Raw genomic sequence first — 223 nt, 5'->3', positions numbered from 1 at the left:
TTTCCAAATACGTTTGATTTGCTCTGCATGATGTAAATCATGCAGAGCACGTTTCGCTCGATGTTCTGGGTTATCAACGAGATCTAAAGCCCGATAATAGGTCGAAGCTGCAATCGGTAAAATTCTACAAATCGCTTCAACACCATATCGATCTTTATTGTTATGGATAAAATCCACCATTATTTGTGTGGGCGGTCGAGCTCCGCCTGGGCGAAAAAAGCGG

At 43.0% G+C, this 223-nt stretch carries 1 pseudogene and 1 other annotated feature; the pseudogene reads right to left on the bottom strand.

What is annotated here, in order from left to right:
* Positions 1–223: pseudogene (locus tag WFH18_RS18230) on the bottom strand (IS3 family transposase); the annotation flags it as partial.
* Positions 106–222: a sequence feature (AL1L pseudoknot), on the bottom strand. It overlaps the preceding pseudogene by 117 nt.

It is taken from the genome of Acinetobacter sp. USHLN143 (genome assembly GCF_037145695.1).
Lineage (GTDB): Bacteria > Pseudomonadota > Gammaproteobacteria > Pseudomonadales > Moraxellaceae > Acinetobacter > Acinetobacter fasciculus.
This window is presented reverse-complemented; position numbering and strand designations above follow the sequence as displayed.